Origin of the sequence: Enterococcus malodoratus ATCC 43197 (assembly GCF_000407185.1) — a bacterium.
Classification (GTDB): domain Bacteria; phylum Bacillota; class Bacilli; order Lactobacillales; family Enterococcaceae; genus Enterococcus_A; species Enterococcus_A malodoratus.
Window position 1 is genome coordinate 892,957 of the sequence record NZ_KE136481.1, and the last position, 21,498, is coordinate 914,454.

The following is a 21,498-nucleotide window of genomic DNA, read 5'->3' on the forward strand; positions in this document are numbered from 1 at the left end:
GCTTAATCCTCTCGAATAAAGGCATCCTTTACGCGATGCCAAAAATGCATGTGTCGATAAGAAGCAAAATGAATCCGCTCATCGGCAATTTTATATTTTATCGATGTGATACCTTTGCGATTGATATCCAGCTGATCAATCGTAATCAGATGCTGCTCGTTGCTTTTTAGCCGTACATCGATCCACTCATGAGAACCGATAATACTTGGTGAACCTAACGTTCTGAAAACTCGATTGTTCAGCGAAGCAATTTCAGATAGCTGCATCGCGTTGATGCTGGGGTGAACTACCGCCCCGCCGACACTTTTATTATAAGCGGTCGAACCGGTAGGAGTTGAAATCGCCAATCCGTCTCCTCTGAAACGCTCAAATAACTCTTCCTTAATGAAAACATCTGCCACCATTGTCCGGCTCCCTTTGCGGATCGTGGACTCATTTAAAGCTAAAAAGTGCTTTGGCTCTCCATCTGTTGTAGTTAAAACAACATCTAGAAGAGGATAGCTGACGCTTTTCCCAGGCTCATTACTCAAACTTTTGACCAGCTCGGGTAATTCATAGTCACGCCAGTCGGTATAAAAACCCAGGTGTCCCGTATGAACTCCCAAAAAACGAACCTCATCCAAACGGTGACTATATCGGTGAAAAGCAGATAAAAGCGTTCCATCGCCGCCAATCGTTATGACTAGTTCAGGATCGTGCTCTACAATCTCCAAATCATCCTTATCTGCTAATAAAACACGCAAACGTTGTAACACTCGAATCGATTTTTCTTCTTTATTATGGATGATTCCGATCCGTAGTCCCATGTTTTCCCACTTCCTTCTTTTGTTCCTTACGATTGAATAAATGTTGCGCTTCTTGAATCTCATCACGAATACTAGACATTTCTTCGTCTAATTGATACGCTGCTTCGGCTGCACGGAACAATCGTCTCTGTATATCTTCCGGAATTTGACCCTTATATTTATAATTCATTGAATGCTCGATGGTTGCCCAAAAATTCATCGATAACGTTCTAATTTGAATTTCAGCTAGAAGTTTTTTCTCTCCTTCTAACATTTGCACTGGATATTCAATCACCAAATGATAGGAACGATACCCGCTGGCTTTTCGATTCGTAATATAATCCCGCTCTTGAATAATCTTCATATCATTACGTCTCCGTAAAATTTCTACAACTAACGGAATATCTTCTACAAACTGGCACATGATGCGCATTCCGGCCATATCAGACATCTCATCTTCTAAACGATCCAATGAGATTCCCCGCAGTTCCGCCTTATTCAAGATGCTCTCTAACGGCTTGACACGCCCAGTTACAAATTCGATTGGTACATGCCCTCCACTGGTACGATACTGTTTTCGTAAGCCGCGTAGCTTTATTTTTAATTCAGCTACTGCCAATTCATAAGGAGCAAGAAATGTATCCCAGTCTCTCTCCATCACAAGTCCTCCGCTTCTTTTTCCATTCCTTACTTATCTTATCATAAACCCTCGCTAGAAAAAATTATCACATTTTTGTCTCTTAACAAATATTACAAAATACTAACATTTTCATGGAATTCGTTCTAATCGTTTGACTAGCTAGGTTATTCTATGTGAGGATGTCTTATATTAGGAATTTTCTAGAATCAGAGGTAAAATAATAGTGAGTGAAGAAATTGAAATCGAATTCAAGAGTATGTTGTCCCAAATTGAATACGAAAAACTGTTACGTTACTACAATATTACGGATGATCAATTTGTAATACAGACGAATCTTTACTTTGATACGGCTGATTTCCAATTAAAACAACAAGGTATGGGCTTGAGGATTCGGCGTTTTGCTGATACAGCAGAGGCCACCTTAAAAGTTCCGCAACCGGTTGGGCTTCTAGAAGTTACTGACAAACTTACACTTACCGAGGTAGATCAGGCTTTACAAAAGAACCAGTTCACCTCTGAAGCCACGGAAATCTTAGCGCGATTACAAAGTCTGAATATTTCGTTCTCCCATCTGCTCCTAATTGGGAAATTAATCACAAAACGTGCTGAGTTCACGATTCCTGAAGGAAAACTTGCGTTAGATGAAAGCTGGTACAGTGATCAGCATGACTTTGAGTTTGAACTAGAAGTTCTTGATCCTGAATATGCCGAAGCTGATTTTGAAAAACTGCTAAAAAAATTTGATTTACCTTTTCGAAAAACACAAAATAAAATTGTTCGAGCCGTAACCGCACAGCGCGAACAGGACAAAGAGATGGAGGGACTCCAGTGATTGAAATTTATTTGTTTGTTAATCCGATTGGGAAAAAGTGTTTATCCATTGAACGACGAATCATTGATTTGATCAATGAATACGACATGAAAATTCAATTACGTTTGATTCCCATCATGAATTTAAAAACAATCTCTGAATTTATGCAGCGCATTGGCGCTTCTGATAAGGATCTTCAATTGCGGACTGAATTATCACAAGAGATTCATTCTGCAGCTTTGGATGTCAAAGCTGCGCATCTTCAAGGAAAAAAACGCGGACGCGACTTTTTAGTCGAATTACAAAAAACAATCGGTGAGCAAAAACAACCTTATTCAAAAAAATTGGCCATTCAACTGTTTACTAAAGTTGGCGGCGACTTAGAAATGTTTTTAGAGGATCGGCATTCTGATTTTGTCCAAGAAGCTTTTTTAACAGATCAGCAGATCGCTCATGAGATGGAGATCACTTCCCACCCTTCAGCTGTCATTTATAATTATTGCGGAGATTGCGACGCGGGAGTCCGTATCGAAGGCTGTGACACAATCCATCATATTTTAGATACATATAATACTAAGGAATCATTAATTGCATTTTTAGAAGCACAAAGTAAAAACGCACCAATCAGACAGTCAGCACCTGACAATCATTTATCACTTATCTAAAAAAAATGTCATTGCCGTTTTGGCAATGACATTTTTATTTTTTGATTTGAATGGCATTGTCTTTAGTAAAGATATGCCCCTTCTGCTGCTTCGTTAAATAGAGATTTACTTTTTCTTGGCGCAATTTTTTGATTCCGACTTTAAATCCGTTACCCTCATTGTCTTTGATACAATAAACACCGCCAGGAATATTTTCAAAACGAGCACGTCCTGCTTCATCCGTCACCGTCATAAACGGGATACCTTTTCTTTGAACGGGACGTTTTCCATTTTTCGTGTACATCGCAAATTCTTTTCCAGCCAGTAAATTACCTGCCTGATCCGTGCGGACAATAGTCAAATTGAATCGCCGTTTCCGCAGAAGATACGCATGGATCGCTCGATAAATACCAAAGAGTAAAATCAGGATAGAAAGTCCAACCCCTACTAAGATCAAAATTTCTTTTAGTTTCCGCGAATCATCGGCCTGTTTGATTGCCTTAGCCATTTTCTCTGTGTAAGGAACACGATGGCCTGTCACCAATAGGCGATGACTATTAATCATATAAGGCGTACAAGTCAGTAAGGTGACGATATCACGCCCAGGTTCAATGTCGATAACGGACGTGTCCGATGGTTCCACTACTTCAATTTTATCTACTTCATAGGCCAATTTTTCTTCAAATAGAGTGATCACAAAAATCTCACCCTTTTTCACTTCTTCCAAATCCGTAAAAAGTTTTTTCTCAGGCAAGCCGCTATGAGCAGAAATAACTGAGTGTGTATCGATCCCGCCTGTTGGATATGATGTTCCTTGCAGCACTGTCGCTCCTTCTTGTAGCAGTTTTTCATTCGTTGTATCGAATAAAGGCAAGGTGATCTCGATAGTTGGAACACTAATAGCCCCAATCAAATGCTTACGGATGTATTCATCACTGACGATTTTGCGTTCATTGCTGTTAGTGAATTGAGGAGCTTTAGGAACCAATCCATTTTTCTTCAGCTCTTCATTTCGTTTCTTCATTCGTTCTTTAGCTTTACGAACCTGTTCCTTATTTTGTTCTTTATTTTGCAGCTGAACCTCTTCCATCCGTTTTTGATCAATGAAATCGTTGACCGCGTTGATATAAAATGGATACGTCATGACTAGTATTCCCGTTAAGAAAACAAGGATCATGAAAATTTTGCTGATCATTTGTCTTTTGGCACTATTCTTAGGTGACTTTTTCACGCTAGTTCACCTTGCTTTCAATAATAAAATGCTTGATCTTTTGTTTAATATTTTTATACCCTCTGCGTTTAAGAATCTTAAATTTCTGATCCTTCAATCGCCAGATTTTCCCTTTTACACTTAACCCATTCTCAGTTTCTACTCGATAGACACCGCCAGGAATCTGCGGAAACTCTATCTTCCCGTATGCATCACTGACGGTATGGACAAGCTTACCGTCAACTCGAACAACATCTCCTTTTTGTGTAAGAAGTGCACGAACACCTGGATACGGTTCGCCATTCTCATACAGGTAGAACACAAAGTTGTAATCGCGTTTCTTCGATTGATAAAGAATAATCTTGCGCCAGACAAAGTAGCCAAAAATAACTGCGAAGAATAAGCAGCCCGCGGCTAAATAGAAGACCCGGCGACGATGATACTTTTCGGTCTCCTTAATTTTCTTCGCGGCTTCAACCGGATAGGCCACTCGATGTCCAGTCACAAGCAAACGATGACTATTCACTCCATATGGTGTACAGGTCAGTAAGGTCACTAGGTCACGATTCAGTTCAATTTTGAGCGAATCAAAATTATCAGGCTTCACTTTTTTGATTCGATCCACCTGATAAGCCAATTTTTTTCCCTCAATATGTAAGAAAAATTTGTCTTTCTTCTTTAATAGTTCTAAGTCCGTAAATAATTTCTTTTCCGGCAATCCTGTATGCCCCGTGATGACGGAATGTGTCCCTTTACCACCCACTGGGAAGGAAGTTCCCTGCAGTACCGTGGCACCTTTGTCTAATAAAAAATCATCCGTCTTGTCATAAACTGGAAGACTTACTTTTATTTTAGGTATAAAGACTGCTCCAATCATATGTTTTTCATAATATTCTTTTTTAGGACTTTTTGTTCCACGTAAAGAGGTTTCAAAAGGATCATCAAAGCTTCCGGCACCCGGAATAATTGTCTTTAATTTCTTATTTTCTTTTTCAAGCTTTTCGAGGCGCTTTTTCTTATCGACCTCTGAGCGAGCTTCCATCTTCTCTTGAACTTCTTCAAGGCGTTGCTGATCCACATAATTGTTGATCGAATCCACAACGAAGGGATACATAAAAATCAGAAAACCTGCAATAAACATGATCGCAATTGACAGCTTTAAAAATAAGTCAATTTTGTCTCTTTTATTCGGTTTACTCATTGTGAATCACCCCTCTACCTATGCTAATTTTCGCATAATAATTCTCAAAAGAGAAACTCCAATTGTAAAAATTCTTTCAACTATTTGAATATAAAGCCTTTAGTTACTTCGACTTTTCCGCATAAAACCAAGCATTGCATACAATTCTTAGGGATCGCTTTTTCTCCCTGCTCTGCTTCTTTGAAAATGGTCCTGAACATCAATCTTTAACAAAAATAAATATTTTCTATCCTTTTATAATCATTCATAAACCTGAATAATTCATAGATCTAATTTTTTTGGGAAAATAACGTTTATACATCGATTTGAGTTGAATTTTCTTTTTTCAACCGGTTTGTACTTGCGAAAACAGATTTCCTTTTGTTTTTTTAACGAAGATAGGGAATCTGGAGCTGTTTTTGGGCGCACGAATCCCTTAGTGATTCCATGTCTTTTTAAAAGCTGATTGCTATTTTACACTTGCCAACTGAGTTGCTGGATTTTGTCCAGTAACTGATAAAACAAGTCTTGATAGACATGGGAGGAGCTCATCCGTAAAAGCAATCTACGGCCACTGCGGACTAATTTACCCGCGACCTTGAACAGGCGGAGCCGCAATGTGTCGACTTGGAATGTCGCTTCCTTTTCAGGTAGACATATGGTCTTCATGAAGTTGACCAGGTTGTAAGCCAACAGGCTTACCATCATCCGTGCATGATTTTCCAAGAAGCTTGAGCTATCCGTCTTGTCGAAATAGAACCCATTTTTTGCTTCCTTGATGAAGTTCTCCATGGTGCCGCGTTTATGGTAAATCTGGAAGATGGTTTTCGCGGATAGTTCCTCGTGAAAATTAGTGACCACGTACTCGTGACTGAACACCAGCTGATTCGATTCCCGAGTCGATTTGATACAGATTCGACGTTTTTGGGACCAGCTATTGGCTTGATAGAACGCGGAATAGTAGTGGACTTCCCTTTCCTCCCAGGGATGGTCGTCCCCAACCAGGACAAAGGTTTCCGCTAGTTTTTCCACGACTTTATTTGATTTCAGGCGGATGACATAGAAACTTTCGTTGGATTCACACGTATCATAGACCTCGGGCGTCGCAAAGCCGCTGTCTCCCCGGACCAAAATATCAGTGCAGGGAAGGACTTGACGGTAATGTGTGAGCATCGGTGCCAGAAAATCTTTTACACCTTTTGACGTATACACATTTCCAGAACGAAGTTCTGCTTTCAGAAAGTCTCCCGTAAGGCCATCGAAGGCTACCAACGGATGATAGCCCTGTGTGCCGTAATGGGCATTGTGCTCAGTCTTTTCTTGATTCCCGAACGTATCCGAATGTGTGGAATCTAAATCGATGATCATTTGGGTATTGTTCCGTTCCATGCGGACCTTGTCCAGCATAGCTTGGTTCAGTTCCTGGAACTGTGCAATGTTCTCCTCGCTGATCCGGTCCCAGAAGCGGGATAGCGAGGCCTGGGAGGCGATGGCTTCCTTATCCAAAACCAACCGAAAAATGGGATCTTCCTTCAAGAGATTGGCGGATGAATCTGCGGAATATCCGGCAATCAACTGGAAGAGCAGCTGTTCGAGCAGGGAGATGTTGTCATGAGTCCAATAAATACGGTCCTCATTGAAGTGGAGGAATTGCTTCGCGAACGAATAAAATCCAAGCGAATTCATGAATTCCTTCACCAAGATGAGACCGGCATCTGACGAAAGATTACCACCGGTGTTTGACACCACCATTTTAGAGTTGAATTTTACGTGTTTTTCCTGTAATGTAGCCATTGAGAGAACCCCTTTCTTGGTTTAGTTTAGACACTTTAACCATAGCAGATTGGGGTTCTTTTTGTACACCCAAAGGGTGCGGTAAAAGAAAAGAAGAACCGTGCGTTAATAAGCTTTTAATAGAGTTTCAGAAATTCTATGAATTATTCAGGATAAACTATATTTCTTCAAATTGTTTAAAAATTGCCGTAAAAAAAGCAGGAGTCTTAGGCTCCTGCTTCATCATTTACTAATCCTTCAGTTCTTCGACCAATTGTTCCAATTCGTCTAATCGTTGAGCAAATATTTCCATGGCATCTTCAATATAAGTCGGCCGTGTCATATCAACTCCAGCTTTCTTCATTACTTCGATCGGATAATCGCTGCTGCCGGATTTCAAGTAAGCCAAATATTTTTCCAATGCTTCCGGCTCACCTTCTACGATCCGTTTCGCTAATGCGCTCGCAGCCGAAAAGCCTGTCGCATATTGATACACGTAATAATTATAGTAGAAATGTGGAATTCTTGACCATTCATCTTTGATCTCTTCATCATTTACAACGATCGGTCCATAATATTTCGTATTTAATTCACCATAGAACTTGCTTAGGTATTCGCTGGTTAGCGGATTGCCTGCTGCATCTTCCGTATGAATAAAGTGTTCAAACTCGGCAAATTGCGTTTGACGGAAAATAGTTCCTTTAAAACCATCCAGAAAATGGTTAATGATGTACGCACGAATTTTAGGATCTTTTTCCGTTTCTAATAAATAGCTGGTCAAAAGATTTTCGTTCGTCGTCGAGGCAATCTCCGCTAAGAAGATCGAGTAATCCCCATAAACATATGGCTGTGTATGACGAGTAAAGTAACTGTGAACACTGTGCCCCATCTCGTGCACCAACGTATAAAGCTCGTCCAAACGATCATGCCAATTTAATAAAATATATGGCTGTGTATCATAGGCTCCAGAGGAATAAGCTCCGCTGCGTTTTCCTTGATTCTCGACAACATCAATCCAACGCTCAGCAAAGGCTTGTTTTACGACTTCCAAATATTCTTCACCTAATGGTTTCAACGCTTCAAGCGCTTTTGCCTGGGCTTCTTCGTAAGTGAACTTGATTGGCGCTTCCGCTAAAAGCGGTGTGTACAGATCATACATATGCAGCTCGTTTAAGCCTAGTAACTCCTTCCGCAATTCTACATATCGATGCAGCAGCGGCAAGTATTGGTTGACTACTAACGTCAATGTTTCATACACGTCTTCGGGAATATGATTTCCGCTTAATGCAGCCGCACGTGCTGAAGTATAGCCGCGCACTTTTGCCTTGTAATTATGGGCCTTAATATGGGTACTCAACGTTGAAGCGAAAGTATTACGGAATTGATGGTAAACAGAATACAAAGCTTTAAACGCTTTTTCACGAACATTTCGATCGGTACTCTCTAATAGTTGACCATAGACACCATGTGTTAATTGAACATCCTCACCCGCTTCATTTTTTACTACCGGGAATTTCAAATCAGCATTGTTCATTACTGAGAATGTATCCGCCGAACTACCAAAAATCTCACTAGCTCCTGCCAGCAAAGCTTCTTGTTCCGCCGGCAAAACATGGGCTCTTTCTGAAATAATCTGCTCAACAAAATGACGATACAAATCAAGTTTTGGTTCAGCTTCGAAAAATGCCCAGATTTCTTGATCAGAAAGCTGCAACATTTCCGGTTCAAACCAGCTGACTGCTTCGCTGACTTGTGCAATCAAACTAGATGCCCGTGCATAAAGCGCTTGATTCGTTGTATTCGCGGTATCTTCATCATTTTTTAAATGGGCGTAGACGTAAATGACTTCCGCTTTGCGATAAATGTCTAAAACATATTCAATCGCTGCTAAAAATTCTGCTGCGCCTTGATTCAAACTTCCTTTGATCTTATCCACTTCCGTTAATTCATTCGATAAGGCTTGGAATTTCGCTTCAAAAGCCGCGTCATCTGCAAAAATTTTGGTTAAGTCCCAAGTTAACTCGACAGGTACTTCCTGACGTTTTGGCAATTGTTTTGCTTCACTCATAAAAACACTCCTAACTCGTTTCTAAGATACTTTTTCTTTAGGAAAAACAGGATTCTCAACGTACATCTTTACCTGCTCAGCCTAAAATGCGGAAAATAAGTGGTATTCGATTTATTAATCATCCTCAATCTTACCACAATTTAGAAAAAAGTATTTTCAAAAGCTGTTAGGCGGATGAAACTTTAGCCTTTCTTTGACAAAAAATTGCTTCAAGATACAGCCGCTCCAATATTTCACGCTGATCAATACGATAAAAGGACCATTCCTTTTGATTTTCCTCGCGGTACTTTAGGAATTTTTGAAAAATCTGCGAAGCATTTTTTGCTTCCTTTTGAAATAGATAGCGAAACACTAAAAGATCTTCCTGATAAAAGAAGAAATAGCGGCTTGGAAAATACATCCAATTCGGCAAATACAGCAGATGCCTCCGCTCTAGATAAAAATACTGCTGCAACGCGCGAATCTTAGGATTACTTTGAACCAATTTTAGACTCAAAGTCTCCTTACATTTAATCACACCTTCTATAGTAGGAAAAAGGTGCGGCGGATGCTTAGAAACCGGCGAATGAAAAATCTCTCTTAGTGGTTGCGAGAAGCTGGGCCAGCATTCCTCACAATAAATTAGTTGATCTACTTCGTGGATATGGTACAGCAGGCGAATTTGATTTTTTTCCAGCAACCATAGATGTACCCCTCGATCCTTATCGAATGAACAAAATTGTCTTTGCAGTTGAGTGAATTTCCCATTGGGCCACAGCATTTTTCCCAGCAGCCACCAGTCTTGATATTCTTTTTGCTGATAACCAGTGATTCGCTCTTCTAAGCGGATACTTTTCAATGGTGAACACTGAATTTCTACTGCTAACCGTTCATGTAGTAAATCGGGTCGCTGCGATAAATCCATTAACGGTTCTTCCATCCGCCACCCTTCTTCAAAACGATTTCCCCAAGTATAAAAAAGTTGCTTCAACCGCAAATGCTCCGGTGTTTCACCCTCACTAAGCCCATGACACTCTGCATTCTGATTATGAGCAAAGTGGGGAATCTTTACTTTTCCAGCTTTTCGAATCAAACGCTCTCCACAATCCGGACAATAACAAGTCCGTTTATCATTAATTTCTGAAGCCCCAATCATTTCTTTTTCCTCTGTGTAAGCAAACAACATTTTCCTCACCTCAAAAGAAAGATACGCAGGCGCTTCAATTTTTATGTAAGAATGACAAAAAAGACCATCGTTCGATCGAACGATGGTCTTTGAACTACTTAATTAAAATGAGCACGCGTAATTTCGATTGCATCACGATGCATCAGTAATTTCCCATACTCTTCCAACATTTCTGTAGAGACAGCAGAATTTTGAACATACTCCAATATTTCAGCAATAACATCAGTTAACCCGAACTCACCGAAAATATTAGGATCAAAATAGACCTGTAAATAATACGTCTCATCCAATAGATATAAATCACACCAAGCTTCATCTAAAAAGTGATAGCTTGCTAATTCAATCATGTCCTCAAAGCTATTCAATTGAAAAACTCGTAAACGACTAGTTTTTTCATCTTCTTCAAGGCCTTCAGAATTAGCTAGAATTTGTTGACGAATCAATTGATCAAAATCATTTGATTCAAACTCTGTTGAATTATTCATTTTGTTGATATCTTCAGGTGTCAGATTTTTACTAATAAATAGTTCCAATCCGTCATTTTTCGGAAGAACTTGGAAAGTAACCGCCTCACTGCTCTTGAATTCATCTTCAATGTCGACTTCCTCTAAAATACTATAGAAGAAAGATTCGATTTCGCGATGATTTCCCAGCAGATCCAAAAAGGTAATCCCTCGTTCGGCTAAATCTTCATTCTCGATAATCACTCGGATCGTATTCTCATTGATGTGTTCCATCTCCATCTTGGCACACCTCACTTTAAAGATAGATTATATGTTCATTGTAACTGATTCCGGTTAAAAGTAAAGAAAGCCGGCGAATTTTATTAAATTCCTATAAACAAAAGAAAAAGCCTGCTCTTCTATCCTAGAAACTAGACTGCACACACTCCGTCAGAATATCTTTAACTTCAAATTTCTATGATCTATTTTGAAATATCTAAACCACCGATTCCCAAAGTAATTCTTCTGCCTATAAGTTACCCTATCTGTGTACAGATTACTGCTCTCTGTAATTGAATAAATAAAAAATTAAACACTTATCCCTTTTGTTTAATCAACAGGCTGGCGTATACTTTCCCTAAGGAGGTTTTTAGATGATCAAAAATATTGTGTTTGATTTAGGAAACGTTTTAGTCGATTTTGATCCCTTGCGCTTTGTTCGTGAAAAAACCGCAGATGAAAAACAGCAAAAGCTGCTGATGTCAGAAATTTTTGGTTCGGTGGACTGGCTGCGTTTTGATAAGGGAACGATGACAAAGCAGGAGCTATTGTCATCAGTAAAAACACGATTGCCGGAAGAATTGCATGCAATCGCTGAAGAGCTGTTAGCTACTTGGTATAACGGCCTGCACCCGTTGCCGCAGATGAAGGATCTTCCGTTGCAGTTGAAAGAAAAGGGCTTTGGTGTTTATCTGCTTTCCAATGCGCCGCAGGATTACTATCTTTATGAAGAAAAGGTCCCTAATCACAATTCTTTTGACGGTATCTTTATTTCTTCGGATTGGAAATTATCTAAGCCAGAACACGAGATTTTTCAAACTTTCTACAGCCATTTTCGCTTGAATCCCGCTGAATGCTACTTTATTGATGATATGGCCGCTAATATCTTAGCAGCAGAAGAAACCGGCATGAATGGCTTTCATTTCAAAAAGAACTTTTCGTCCTTAAAAGAAGAGCTGACTCGATTTGGCTTGTAACAAGCTAAATTCATTTCTATACAAAAAATGCCTCGCATCCGCGAGGCACTTATTCTATAATCCAGCCATTAATTGGGCTTGACGTAATTCGTATTGGCGAACGTCACGAGGTAAGAAACGGCGAATTTCATCTTCGTTAAATCCAACTTGTAAACGTTTCTCGTCGATCATAATCGGACGACGCAACAATCCAGGATTTTCCTTGACCAAATCTAGCAATTCTTTCAATGACAATTCATCTAAATCCATGTTCAACTTTTGGAAAACTTTTGAACGAGTCGAAATAATTTCTTCGGTCCCATCCTCAGTCATTTGTAAAATGGCCTTCAACTCATCGATGTTCAATGGCTCAGAAAAGATATTTCGTTCAACATAAGGAATCTCATGTTCCTGTAGCCAAGCACGTGCTTTCCGACATGATGTACAACTAGGGGAAGTATATAGCGTTAACATACATATCACTCCTTTTCTTGACTCTCAAATTTTGTAACAGGTAAAACTCACTTCCTGCTATCTGTTTCTATTATACAAAAAAAAGGTAACAAAAAAAAGAGGTGGATCGCTTTTTTTTTACAAATATTAGCGTTATTTAATCTAAACCGACGCGATAGAAGCAGTCACGGCACTTTCAATTTGTCAAGATGAGAAAATAGTGGCGTACCTCTCATTTGCAACAGTAGTATAACAGGTTCGAAAACTGTATTAAAACAAATGAATTTTTTTATAAATCGTTCGATTAATTTCAAAAAAAATATTTTTTTATCTTACAAAAAACTTGAAACCAAGTTTTACAAACCCACAAAAAAATTTATAATACTGTATATTACAAGTCTTTTTTAGAATTATTTTAAAATAGTTTATTCTTTAAAATACAGCGGTTATTATTTTATAGTTATTTTATGCTACGCTCTTAACCTTTTCTCTGTATCAAATTTTTCCTAACAAAAACTCTGTTAGAATAGATACAGCTTTCAAAAATTCAAAAAATATCAAAATTTTTATAGACTTTTCAAAAAAAGGTGAAGCCTAAATTTCCGCGCTCATTCATCGTTCCAATCATTATTTTTTTCTTCGAGAATATTTTTGATTGATTGCGATCAATGTTTTTTTCAATATTTTACCGCAGTGATAACATAACAAGAATTATCTGAAATATCTATTTTTTTGCTTAGGATAAATAAAAACAACTGTTTTTTGATATAATGAGATCATTCAAAACTAAGGAGTGATCCAATGATCCAAGGAATAGTATTTGATCTCGACGATACCTTATACGAGCAGCAAGCTCCCTTTGCAGAGGCCGTGCATACCATTTTTCCAGCTTTTCCAACAGAAAAGATGAATGCTTTATTTATTCGTTTTCGTCATTATAGTGATTTACATTATATGAAATCGATCACTGGGGAGTGGTCGTTAGAAAAGATGCGTTACGAACGAATTCGACTTGCGTTGGCGGATTTTGATTTCGTTTCGGCAGATTCTAATTTAGAAAAATTTCAAGCTGCCTACGATCAGGCATTACAGTTAATCTCTCTGCCTTCAGAAATAGTCGCTTCGCTGGACTTCTTGACACAACAGAAAACTCCACTTGGAATTATCACTAATGGACCAGTGGATCGTCAAAATGACAAGCTTAACGCCTTGCAGCTGACGCGCTGGATTGATTCAGAAAATACCTTGATCTCTGATGGTGTTCAAATTCAAAAGCCCGATCCGGAAATTTTTCATCTGATGGAAAAGCAATTAAACTTGTCTGCGGAGTCGCTTTTATATATCGGAGACAGCTTTGATAATGATGTCATTGGTGCGAAAGCGGCCGGTTGGTCCGTCTGGTGGTTCAATCACCAAGGTCGAAAAATCCCAAAGGGCCAACAAGCAATTTTCGAAAAAGAATGTACGAGTTTTAAAGATCTGAATAACGCTCTGATGAACAAAAAAAGTTTGCAACGCTAAGCGCTGCAAACTTTTTTATTCGCCCAAACTTAGGATCAAGCGAATATCTTCTTCAGTAAGCTTGTTGGTTTGTTCTTCATTGCCTTGGATAACCTTTTGGAACAATTCCCGTTTTTCTTGCTGCAATAGGTTCATTCGTTCCTCAATTGTTCCTTCTGCAATCATGCGCCAAACTTCGACGACTTTCTTTTGTCCGATTCGATGTGCGCGTCCAGCAGCCTGTTCTTCTACTGCCGGATTCCACCATAGGTCATATAAAATGACTGTGTCAGCACCGGTTAAGTTCAATCCGGTTCCCCCGGCCTTTAAAGAAATCAAGAAGACATCTTTTTCACCGCCGTTGAAATCATCTACCATCTTCAACCGATCCGCGACTTTGGTACTTCCACGTAAATAGAAGCTTGAAATGCCTTCATCCGCGAATTCTTTCTCTATAATTGAAAGCATACTAGTGAATTGTGAGAATAATAAGACACGTCGGCCATTTTCCTTCGCTGCATGAATCAAGTCTTTGACCTGATCCAGCTTCCCTGACCCGCCTTCGTAGCCTTCCATAAATAGACGCGGATCATCGCAGATTTGGCGTAAACGGGTCAGACCTGCCAGAATGCTTACACGCTGCTTACGGAACGTTGCAGAGTCCATTTGATCGACTTCTTGACGCATGCGTTTTAGATACGCCAGATAAACGGTCTTCTGTTCTTCCGTTAAGCTGCTTAAAACGTTGGATTCGATTCTTTCTGGCAGCTCTTGCAAGACGGTATCCTTATCACGTCGTAAAACAAATGGCTGGATCATCTTGGCAATCTCTGAGACGGCCATTTGACGGAAACGACCGATCGTCGGGAAGAATCCCGGCATAACGGTTTGGAACAACGACCATAGCTCTTCCAGATTATTCTCAATCGGCGTACCGCTTAACGCGAAGCGATGCGGAATCGATAAATTACGCAGAGCACTAGACGTTTTCGTTGAGGCATTTTTCACCATCTGCGCTTCATCAAGGATCATATACTGATAACCTTGCTTTTCATGCAGGTCTATATCTTGCCGCAAACTTGCATACGAAGTAATAACGATTTCGTCAGCGTTCTCAAGTAACTGTTCCCGCTCTCCGCGATTTCCCGAGATAACCATTGATTCTAGACTAGGCGCGAATTTCTTGATTTCTGCCTGCCAGTTATAAACTAAACTTGCTGGCGTTACGATCAATGCTTTGATCGGCTGTTGTCTCTTCTCTGCTAACAAAAAGGTGATAACTTGGATTGTTTTACCTAGCCCCATTTCATCGGCCAGGATTCCCCCGAAACCATAGTCGCTCAGCATTTTCAGCCAGCGGAAGCCAGCTTCCTGATACGGCCGCAAAGTAGCCTGCAAATTGTCTGGCAGCTCCACCGGATAGTCTTCTGAATGAGTCAGATCCTGTACCATCGCAGTAAAGCTTTCACTAAATTGCGCCTGCGGGTTATCCTTCAAACGCTGCTCCAACATGATTCCTTGACTCTTCGGTAAACGAATCAATCCGTCTTTGGCACTGATTTTTTCCCGTAATTGACCGATCAGCTCGCTGGTTTGCTGGAAAGCCTCTGAATCAAAGGATAAGACTTCTCCATTATCCAATGTATAAAAGCGATCCTTCCGCAACAAACTATTAAGTACATGATCAATCTCATTGTCATTAATGCCAGTAACATCAAATTTGATATCCAGCCAAGAACCCTCTTGTCCAACTTCAAGTGTTGGCTGGAATTCTTCACCGTCTAAAAATAGTTGACGCAATTTTTTACCCATACGCACTTCGGCGAAGCGGCGGAACTCCTCTACCTCGACTGTGAAGAAGTAATATAGATTATCTTTGACCGGCAATTTCTTCTCAAAACCCGTATCGATTTTTTGGTAACGATACGTATCAAAGAGTGCTAAAATTTGTTTCTCTTTTTTTCGATCCCGTAAAATCTCCACGTTGTTCGGAAGTTTTGGCTGATGAGCCTCATTAGTAGAGAAGTAGGCGTTACCATAATGGAATTCGGCTTCTGCTTTGACCATCCCTTTGATCTTGCGGAAAATCACGACCGCCCGCAAAGGTTCTTCTTTCATGATCTCCGCGACATCATCGGTTACGATTACTCGCCCGATTTTTCGTAAGTAAGGAAAAACATCTGTGAACAATTGCGAAAGCTGGCGCTGCTCATAAGCAATAACCGGTTCTTTCAAACGTTTCATCAATTGCTTCATTGTAATATAGGTATCTTGCTGTTCGTGAGTCATCAAATAGTAAGAATTTTCAACAAAGCCTAGGAAATAGTTACTATAATAGTTCGTAAATCCATCCTCAATCGTTAAACCAAAATCATCTTCACCACGTTTTTCCAAAGTGAAGGATAACGGTAATTCTTGTCCTTCGTGAACTTCAGAATACGTTTTTTCACCTAATTTGATACTTAAGTGGCCTGTTTTTTCCATCGCTCTCAATAATTCCTGCATCCGATGAACCGGCAGCAAGAGATAGCGCTTGTCTAATTTGCCTTTGACTTGCAGACCTGTTTTACCCAATAGCTGATACGTTTCGCTGATTCCAACTAAATCTTCAATCAAGTCTCGGCATTTAGGATCAAAGGCCCCGGCCTCAATCTGGAAGCGGTATTGTTTATTGACCGTATAGGCTGAATCTGTTTGATACGCATGCAGGAAGTCATACAGGTTTTTTACGATATAACTCCGCTTGTTCAAATTACTGCCGATTCTTAATGACAACGTCAAAACATCCAACTCAGGATGATAAGGATTCGTTGGGATCGCCTCGACTATAAAATCAACAAATAGCGATTGCAACGGTTCTGCTTCTTTTTCCAAGCGTGAAAATCCTTGGTTCAACAGATCAGCAAAAGACACGCTGCTCTCCATCTTTTTCGGCAAAACAGTCTCGGGTTTGATCACTCGAGAAAGACCTTTTTCCCGCAGGTACAACTCCACTGCTACAGTATGTTTGCAATATCCGTGCTCTTCCCAGTAAGGACAAGCGCAAATATCATTTTCTTTTCCACTGCCATCTAAATCAACCAGATAAAGTTCGCTGCCTAATACTTCACCATGCCAAACACGTCTAGCTGGGTCCGCCTCAACGGATAAGACCCGTCCCTCTTTTAAATAAGTTCTGCCGCGTTCAATCACTTTTTCTGGAATACTCCATCTCATTTACGTTTCACTCCATCCTTCTAGCTGGTAACGAATACTGCTGCGTCCCGTCCCGCTAGTTTCCACAATAATTTGTTGTGGAATACGTTCTTTCAACTCTCTTACGTGACTGATGATACCAATCATTCGTCCCGCGTTTTCAATACCTTCTAACGCTTCCATCGCCATCTCCAACGCTTCTTCATCCAATGAACCAAAGCCCTCATCGATAAATAGCGCTTCGATCGCCACTCCGCCAGCCTGATTCTGAATCACTTCTGCTAATCCTAGTGCCAGTGACAGTGCAGCGATAAAGCTTTCGCCGCCCGACAAAGTATGGGAACTGCGAGTCGCTCCAGCATTATCATCATAAACATTGATTTCTAACCCTGTATTGCCTTTTGAACGTCCGCTTTCCTGCTTCAATTCAAAACGATAGCGGCCTTTCGTCAGCTGGTTCAGCTGCTGGTTGGCGCTCTGCAAGACTTCTGCCAAATACCACTGCAATACGTAGCGCTCCAAACTGATTTTTTGCGGATTGTCGCCATTCATCGTCTGATAAAGCTGAATCATCTGACTTAGTTCAGCCAACTGCTCTTTACTTTGCTCTTGAAGACTCTCGATTTTCTCAATTAGTTCACGTTGCTGCTGCAAATGGTTCTCGTTTGCATAATATTGCTGCTGGTAGTCTTGAACTTCTGCTTCGCTTTCGGTCAGCAGGCTTTGTAATTGATCCAATTCCGGCTTTTGTTGATCCTTAATCGTTTCTATCAGCCGTTTTTGACGATCTTTTAAAACTAAAAGCTGCTGCTCGTATTCTGCAATGGCATTTTCTAACAATGAAAGATCCACGAGTGGTTCTGCCAGCAGCTCGATTTCCAAACCTGCTTCCGTCAATTGCTTTTGCAGCTGTTGTTGATAGTTTTGCAGATTTTCAGCAGTCTCTTGCTGCTGTTTCGCCAAAAGTCGGCTATTCTCTTGCAGGCGAATCCGCTGCTGTTCAATTTCTTTGATCGCTGTCTGATGGGCTTGCAGAAGAATCCGGTGCTCTTCTAAAGCTTGAGTCAGTTCCGCAATGCGAGCCTCTACTGTTGTTAATTGCCAATCCGCTGTCTGCTCTTCTAAACTAGCAAGTCGGCCATCTAAGGTACGCAAATCACCGTTCACAGCATTCAGCGTTTCCTCGATTTCCTGTTTCTTCGCTTGATCATCCGAGGTTTCACTCGTTAGCTCTTGCAGAGCCTGCTTGGTTTCCACGATCTCGGCCAGCGCGGCTTCCGTCTCTTTTTTCCGATCCTCGAGAAATTCGACGATTTTCTCTACCTCATCTGTAACCGCCGTCTGATAAAAATCATCAAAGCTGCTTTGAAGCTGCTCGATTTGCAGTTCCAGTGTTTTTTGTCCGGTCAGACGTTCCTCCTGCAGCTTATCAAACGTCTGCTTCGCTACTTCATAACGAGCTTCCGACTGTTCTCTGATCAGTTCTAATTGCTTGATACGAGCTTCTTGGGTTTCAAGCGCTACTTGTAACTGTCCCAGATTATCGGTGGTCAGTTCACTGTGCTGCGCTGGATTCGGATGTTCTTTTGATCCGCAAACGGGACACGGTTCGCCCGGTAGTAAATCCATACTTAAACGGGCAATCTCCGCGGATGCCCACTGGCTTTTCAACTTCTTATAATCAGCCGTTTCACTAGTTAATTGATTGCTGGTTCGACTGGTTTTCTCAACTAATTGAGCCAATTTGATCTGCTGATCTTCTTCCTCTTCCTGCTGATCAAAAATCTGCTTCGCCAGTTCTTGCAGCTTCGTGACTTGTTGCTGAAATTGCAGCTCTTCATAGCGTCGATCCTGCCAAACCTTTTCAGTGCTTTGTTTGGCTTCTAGGATTTTTTTCTTATCTTCATGATTTTTCAACTGCTCATTGATTTGAGCTAATTGCGTTTGCTGCTGTGCTTGTTTAACTGTCAATTCAGCTTTTTGTTCAGCCCATTGATTCTTTTGTTTGACTAACGGTAAAATCAATTCCAGGTTTTGCAGCTCTTTTTCCTTTGATTGCCAAACGGCACTCCGTTGTTCAAGCTCGGCTGTTTCTTTCTGAGCATCGCTGTATCGCTGTTCCAGCTCTTCGGAATGGCGCTGATTCGTTTGAACCTCTTGTCTTTGCTGATCTTGAAGCTTTTCTAATTCTCTCGTCCGGTCATAGGTGGGCCGGATTTTTTCGATTTCTTTTGCTCGGCTTAACTGCTTTTTCTTTTCTTCATGTTCCGGCAGCTGTTCTTCTAATGCCTCAAGCTGGCCGCGAGTTTCCTCGGCTTGGCGGAAACTTTCAGACAGCTCCTGAGCCTTTTGGTATTGTTGTTGAAGTTCTTTTTGCTTAGTTTGTTTTTCTGTAAGTTCAGCCCGACTTTTTATCAATTCTTGTTCTTCTGCTGCTAGATAGTTTCGAGCCAAATTTAACGACTCCGCGTAGGTCGCACCTTTATCAGCAACCACCTGCTGAAATAGTTGATCGATTCGTGTCGTCAACTCACCAACGGCCTTTTCCAGCTCCGTCTTTTGAAGCTTCAAATTGTCCGTAAAATTACGATAGAAACTAGTTCCGAATAAACTGCGCAGAACGGTTTCTTTTTCAGTACTGTTGGCATTTAAAAATGTTCGAAACTCTCCTTGCGGCAACATCACAATTTGCCGAAACTGATCCTTTTGCAGATGTAGGATTTGATAAATCACTTCGTTGACGGCATCCACCTTGGTGTAGGCCTCTGCTTCCTGTCCCGCATCGTCAAAAACACTTAATTGAACTTTTTGATTTTTAGTTGTCTCGCCTTTGCCGTTTTTCTTTGCCAAAGTCTGCTTGGGCCAGCGTTCGATTGAATAACTTCGGCCTTGATGTTCAAAAATAAATTGAACTCTGGTTTCTTCCGTCGGCTCGGCAAAGGAGGAACGAATTTCATTTGAGGAACGCACACCGCCTGACGCATCGCCATACAATGCAAAGGTGATCGCATCAAAAATTGTAGTTTTACCTGCTCCGGTTTTGCCGCTGATCAGAAATAGCGGAGCTTCTGACATTTCTTCAAAGTCCACTTCTTCATGTAGAAACGGACCAAAATTTTCCATGATAATCTTTTTAGGAAGCATTAAATTGCGCCTCCTTTTTTAAGAATCGAGTGCAGTCCGTCTTCGATCCATTTTTTTTGTAATGCTGTTAAATCGTCCTGCGAAACCTCAGTAAAAAAATCTTCTGTTAATGTGATCGGCGATTTCTCTTTGATATTTTCAGTCTTCAAGCGTGTTTCAATGGCTGTTTCAAAGCCATTCGCACGTTCAACCTGAATGATTCGAGGATATACCTGACGCAATTGATTCATTAAATTAGGAATAACCGCTCGATCCTCTAACAGAATCGATAAGTAATTCTCACGATCAACTGTTGCATAAAATTCTGGGTCCAGCAGTTCTGCGAAACTGGCTTGCAGCTCCTCAATTTCATGAAGAGGTGTCAATTCACGAAAAGAGAACTCCCCAGTATCCGTCTCCAAGATCCAAACCCCTTTTGCCTGATTCTTCTCCGACAAAGAATATTTTAACGGCGAACCGCTATAACGCGCATTGTCCACCTTTAGTGCGTCTTTTCCATGCAGATGGCCTAACGCTACATAATCAAAATCGGTTAATAAATTGCCATTGATCCCATCAAGTCCGCCAACTTCGATTTTTGTTTCAGAATCAGTCTTGCTGCTGCCTGAGACAAAAAAATGACTGACTAAAATATGCTTTTTAGCTGGATCAAAACTCGCTTTAATTTTTTCGATCACCTTAGGCATTGCCGCTTGAATCGTGCGCAGCTCGGGATCTTCAAAATAGATCCGGGCATCGACAGGTTCAAAGTATGGCAGCAAATAGAATTGCGTATCGCCCATCTCTATAGGATTAAACGCTTCAGCCAACCGTGTGTGAAGATGAAAATTTGATTGATTGAACCAAGGCGCCCCCGTTGCTAAACGCGTAGCGCTGTCATGATTTCCGGAAATCGCCAATAACGGAAACTCTTCCGTCAAATTCCATTCTGCGATCGTTTGATTTAATAACCGGACACTGTCCTCTGACGGCACCGAACGATCGTACAAGTCCCCTGCTATCATAATGGCATCAACCGCTTCGGCTTTTGCGATTTTTAGTATCTGATCAAGAATGTATGCTTGATCTGGCAACAAGTCATAGCCGTGAAGTTTTTTCCCGATATGCCAGTCAGCAGTGTGTAAAACTTTCATTGATCCACCCTTTTCCTAATTAAGTCCTTCCCAAAAGTATAACACGATTTGCCATATTTTTCTGCTTAGCAAGTGGATGTCGCATGAGAAAACTCTTTCTCTCCAAAGGATTTTAGGCT

16 protein-coding genes are annotated in these 21,498 nt (G+C 40.7%); 4 read left to right on the top strand and 12 right to left on the bottom strand.

Going from position 1 to position 21,498, the window contains the following annotated elements:
* Positions 1-2: 2 nt before the first annotated feature.
* Together I585_RS04455 and yjbM are read right to left on the bottom strand one after the other, a co-directional pair.
* Positions 3-806, bottom strand: coding sequence for an NAD kinase (locus tag I585_RS04455; protein ID WP_010739843.1), 804 nt, complete (start codon positions 804-806; stop codon positions 3-5).
* Positions 778-1,443: a GTP diphosphokinase gene (gene yjbM, locus I585_RS04460; protein WP_010739844.1), complete on the bottom strand. Its 666-nt coding sequence runs from the start codon at positions 1,441-1,443 to the stop codon at positions 778-780. The genes I585_RS04455 and yjbM overlap by 29 nt, the downstream gene beginning before the upstream one ends.
* Before the next feature lie 205 nt (positions 1,444-1,648).
* Here yjbM and I585_RS04465 point away from each other — a divergent pair, with 205 nt between their 5' ends.
* Complete coding sequence (locus I585_RS04465; protein WP_010739845.1) at positions 1,649-2,257, top strand: CYTH domain-containing protein; 609 nt, start codon at positions 1,649-1,651, stop codon at positions 2,255-2,257.
* On the top strand, positions 2,254-2,901 hold the full coding sequence (locus I585_RS04470) for a DsbA family protein (RefSeq protein WP_010739846.1): 648 nt from the start codon (positions 2,254-2,256) through the stop codon (positions 2,899-2,901). The genes I585_RS04465 and I585_RS04470 overlap by 4 nt, the downstream gene beginning before the upstream one ends.
* Before the next feature lie 34 nt (positions 2,902-2,935).
* Here I585_RS04470 and I585_RS04475 read toward each other — a convergent pair whose 3' ends face one another.
* The 6 genes from I585_RS04475 to I585_RS04500 form a co-directional block, all read right to left on the bottom strand.
* On the bottom strand, positions 2,936-4,111 hold the full coding sequence (locus I585_RS04475) for a class C sortase (protein WP_010739847.1): 1,176 nt from the start codon (positions 4,109-4,111) through the stop codon (positions 2,936-2,938).
* Between the two features lies 1 nt (position 4,112).
* Entirely contained in the window at positions 4,113-5,291 is a 1,179-nt protein-coding gene (locus I585_RS04480) for a class C sortase (protein WP_010739848.1), read from the bottom strand.
* A 453-nt stretch (positions 5,292-5,744) separates the two neighbouring features.
* Positions 5,745-7,064 carry an IS1380 family transposase gene (locus I585_RS04485; protein ID WP_010739320.1) on the bottom strand — a complete coding sequence of 440 codons (1,320 nt, stop codon included), beginning with the start codon at positions 7,062-7,064 and terminating at the stop codon, positions 5,745-5,747.
* 229 nt (positions 7,065-7,293) lie between these two features.
* Positions 7,294-9,111, bottom strand: a complete 1,818-nt coding sequence (gene pepF / locus I585_RS04490; RefSeq protein ID WP_010739850.1) for an oligoendopeptidase F — start codon at positions 9,109-9,111, stop codon at positions 7,294-7,296.
* A gap of 166 nt (positions 9,112-9,277) precedes the next feature.
* Positions 9,278-10,276, bottom strand: a complete 999-nt coding sequence (locus I585_RS04495) for a competence protein CoiA (protein WP_010739851.1) — start codon at positions 10,274-10,276, stop codon at positions 9,278-9,280.
* A 98-nt stretch (positions 10,277-10,374) separates the two neighbouring features.
* Positions 10,375-11,019: an adaptor protein MecA gene (locus I585_RS04500; protein WP_010739852.1), complete on the bottom strand. Its 645-nt coding sequence runs from the start codon at positions 11,017-11,019 to the stop codon at positions 10,375-10,377.
* A gap of 353 nt (positions 11,020-11,372) precedes the next feature.
* Here I585_RS04500 and I585_RS04505 point away from each other — a divergent pair, with 353 nt between their 5' ends.
* Positions 11,373-11,975: an HAD family hydrolase gene (locus I585_RS04505; RefSeq protein WP_010739853.1), complete on the top strand. Its 603-nt coding sequence runs from the start codon at positions 11,373-11,375 to the stop codon at positions 11,973-11,975.
* Between the two features lie 54 nt (positions 11,976-12,029).
* Here the strand turns inward: I585_RS04505 and spxA are convergent, their stop codons facing one another.
* Complete coding sequence (spxA, locus tag I585_RS04510) at positions 12,030-12,428, bottom strand: transcriptional regulator SpxA (protein WP_010739854.1); 399 nt, start codon at positions 12,426-12,428, stop codon at positions 12,030-12,032.
* Positions 12,429-13,208: 780 nt separating this feature from the next.
* On the opposite strand from spxA, the gene I585_RS04515 reads away from it, so the two are divergent.
* The gene (locus I585_RS04515; protein ID WP_010739855.1) at positions 13,209-13,928 is read left to right on the top strand and encodes an HAD family hydrolase; all 720 of its coding nucleotides are present in this window, start codon (positions 13,209-13,211) and stop codon (positions 13,926-13,928) included.
* A 15-nt stretch (positions 13,929-13,943) separates the two neighbouring features.
* Here I585_RS04515 and I585_RS04520 read toward each other — a convergent pair whose 3' ends face one another.
* From I585_RS04520 to I585_RS04530, 3 genes are read right to left on the bottom strand one after another with little or no spacing between them, the layout of a single operon-like run.
* Positions 13,944-17,123, bottom strand: coding sequence for a DEAD/DEAH box helicase (locus I585_RS04520; protein WP_010739856.1), 3,180 nt, complete (start codon positions 17,121-17,123; stop codon positions 13,944-13,946).
* A complete protein-coding gene (locus I585_RS04525; protein ID WP_010739857.1) occupies positions 17,124-20,246 on the bottom strand; it encodes an SbcC/MukB-like Walker B domain-containing protein in 3,123 nt (1,040 codons plus the stop codon).
* A complete protein-coding gene (locus I585_RS04530) occupies positions 20,246-21,379 on the bottom strand; it encodes an exonuclease SbcCD subunit D (RefSeq protein ID WP_010739858.1) in 1,134 nt (377 codons plus the stop codon). Before I585_RS04530 ends, I585_RS04525 begins: the two co-directional genes overlap by 1 nt.
* Positions 21,380-21,498 lie beyond the last annotated feature (119 nt).